This window comes from Delftia sp. PE138, from assembly GCF_018320755.1.
GTDB classification, from domain to species: domain Bacteria; phylum Pseudomonadota; class Gammaproteobacteria; order Burkholderiales; family Burkholderiaceae_C; genus Comamonas; species Comamonas tsuruhatensis.
In genome coordinates this window covers 1-2,572 of record NZ_JABEPN010000021.1, presented here as the reverse complement: position 1 = coordinate 2,572, position 2,572 = coordinate 1, and the positions used below count along the sequence as shown (strand labels likewise).

Sequence of the window (2,572 nt, the reverse complement as noted above, 5' to 3'; positions counted from 1 at the left end):
ACCAGCAGCGTTCCAGTCGCGCAGGCGGCGCCAGCAAGTCATGCCGCTGCCGTACCCAAGGGATTGGGGAAGGTCTTCCCACGGAATGCCTGTTTGCAACACAAACAGGATGCCGTTGAGGGCGGCTTCATCGCTGACTGCGAGCTTGCGCGCACCGCCTTTGGAGGAAGGTACGAAGGCTGGGATGAGAGGTTGTAGCTGTCGCCACAGTTCTTTGCTTACGGGTCGTCGTGCCATGAGGGCAGCGAGCATAACGCTCTGCGGGGGGCTTCTGACCAAGTGGTGTTAGCCGCTCTAAGTACCACCACATCCACCTGCTGGCTGTCCATGGCGCGGGTGATCTGCCTGTTGAATGCCTTTTCATAGCTGATATACGGGCGGGTGAGATCTGTGGATGTTGCCATGGCCTGCAAGCGAATGGTTAATGGAATGAATAAAAAAATGGTGGTTTGCCAAATGCCAGAAAAATCACAAACGCAGGCCTACCCTCGGTCCTGTGAGAAATCAGGTCCGATCAAGATGTGAGAGTGGGAATTGCGCGTTCGCAATCATTCCCAATGCCGATGTCAATCAATGGCCTGGGAATTCCGTTGTGGGAGTCCGGCTATTTGATTTCTTGGGTATCTGGAAGTCAAGCAGAAAGGCTTGTGGCTGATTATTTTCAGATTATTCCTAGATGCATATATGAGATGCACGCCTTGAGTGCAGTCGATATGGACTTGGAATGAGGAAGAGGGCGGTGACAAGGCTTTGCCAGTCAGTGCAGCCATGTGCCTTGGTGGGCCCAGGCCAGCCGGCACCGCCGTGCTGCGGGCCTTTGCGGCCACAGGCACGGCACCGTGGTGATGCGGTCATGAAGACCCGGTACAAGGAAACCGCGCGCAGCGGGCTGGCGGTCCATATCATCGAGTGCTGCGCGGGCCTGGCGGCGCAGCACCAACGGCAACAGCCGGCCGCCATCATCCAGCTCGTTCACAACCTCGTATATCCATGACAGCCGGTGAAAGATTGAAGGCCTGGGCACGACGCATCAAGCGCGATGGCGTCACCCTGTGGTTTGCCTGCAAGAGCCCCCAGACGCCCTGGTACGGTAGGGCCTGCTCACACTAATGTGGGGTCGCGAAGCTGCCTGCCAGTCCGCCAATCAAGGCGCACGACGCCGTGCGTGTGCCCACACGCGCAAGGAGCGCAACGCTGAGTGGCGGGCTGGCAGGCAGCTTCCCTTCGGGTTGCCCGGCTGCGGGGCCGTCTGCGGCGTTGCACGCGCTTGCAAGGCACGGGCCTTGCTGCGCACGTGCGCCTTGCATACGGCCCCGCAGCCGGGCAACGCGATCCCCAGATTGGTGTGAACAGGCCCTAAGGCCCTGGCCGCCTTCGTGGTCGCTTACGCCCTGAGCCCCATCGACCTGATCCCTGACTTCATCCCCGTGCTGGGCTATGTGGATGACGTCCTGCTGCTGCCCGCGCTGATCTGGCTCACCGTGCGACTGCTTCCCCCGGCCGTGTTGGCCGACAGCCGCCAGCAGGCCGAGGCCTGGATGCAGGCCCAGGGCCGCAAGCCCCGAAGCCGTGCCGGAGTCGCCCTGGTGGTGGGCGTCTGGCTATGCGTTTGCGTGGGGGCCTTCCTTGTGTTCCGAGAGCGCTGGAGTCTTTGAGCGCGGAGCTTTGCCGGGCTGAGCGGCGGCAGGCGGGCAACACAGGGATGCGGGAGCTGTGCCTGAGCGCTGTATCATCTCGCCCAGGTGCTGAACACACCTTCACAGGCGGTCCCGCCACACTCCCGAAAGCAGTTGGACGTACTCACAGGAGGCCTTATGGCTGCTTTCCTTGCGGGCGTGTCAATGCCCGAACCTTCCCCCAGTCCTTTGCATGGCCCCGTGCTTCTAGCGCGTGGGCATTCCTTTGCTCCAGTCGCCAAGCGCGCTCATTGAGGAGTTGCCATGCTGTACTTTCAACTTTCCGAGCCGGAGTACAACAGCCTGCGGCGCGTGCAGGATCAGTTGGGGCTGATTTCCAGTTTGATAATTGGCGCCTACCCGGGGCATGCCTTGGAGCCGGTGACTCCTGGGCAATTGCTTGCGTTTATTCAGGCGCAGGAGGAGGCGATTGAGGGGGTGATGGGGGGAGGGAGCGCGGGGTGGTGCGGGTGCTGGATTGACTGGGTGCTGCCCTGGGCGGCCACGCACGTAATGCGTGGCCTTTCTGGGTGCTTTTGCGGTTGCTAGCAGCGTTGGGAGCATGTGGAGAGCTGGGCTATTGAGGACTGCTCTCGGCTGTGAATTCAACCGGTCGATGCAACACAATGACTGCACCTGGCGCAAGGAGTGCTGGCCATGAAGCAACGACCTCGGATCTACTACACCGAAGCACAGAAGGCGATGATGTGGGATCGCTGGAGCAAGGGCGATACCCTGCACCAGATCGGCAAGCTGTTCGATCGGCCACATACCTCCATTCAGAACATCCTGGCCGCAACCGGCGGAATCCGCCCGCCAGCGCGCCATCGATCACGATTGGCACTGACTCTCGCTGAGCGCGAGGAGATCTCGCGGGCATTGGCTGCGGGCGAATC

Annotated in this window: 3 protein-coding genes and 2 pseudogenes; 4 read left to right on the top strand and 1 reads right to left on the bottom strand. The window is 61.1% G+C overall.

The window, feature by feature from the left end; genetic code table 11:
* A partial coding sequence (locus tag HFGMBDPB_RS29580) for a transposase (protein WP_249343495.1) occupies positions 1-237 on the bottom strand: 237 nt, incomplete at its 3' end.
* A gap of 616 nt (positions 238-853) precedes the next feature.
* On the opposite strand from HFGMBDPB_RS29580, the gene HFGMBDPB_RS29575 reads away from it, so the two are divergent.
* The 4 genes and pseudogenes from HFGMBDPB_RS29575 to HFGMBDPB_RS29560 form a co-directional block, all read left to right on the top strand.
* Positions 854-994, top strand: coding sequence for a hypothetical protein (locus tag HFGMBDPB_RS29575; RefSeq protein ID WP_212646783.1), 141 nt, complete (start codon positions 854-856; stop codon positions 992-994).
* Between the two features lie 364 nt (positions 995-1,358).
* Positions 1,359-1,467: pseudogene (locus tag HFGMBDPB_RS30110) on the top strand (YkvA family protein); the annotation flags it as partial.
* Positions 1,468-1,940: 473 nt separating this feature from the next.
* The gene (locus tag HFGMBDPB_RS29565) at positions 1,941-2,225 is read left to right on the top strand and encodes a hypothetical protein (RefSeq protein WP_249343783.1); all 285 of its coding nucleotides are present in this window, start codon (positions 1,941-1,943) and stop codon (positions 2,223-2,225) included.
* Between the two features lie 108 nt (positions 2,226-2,333).
* Positions 2,334-2,572 (top strand): annotated as a pseudogene (locus tag HFGMBDPB_RS29560) (IS30 family transposase); the annotation flags it as partial.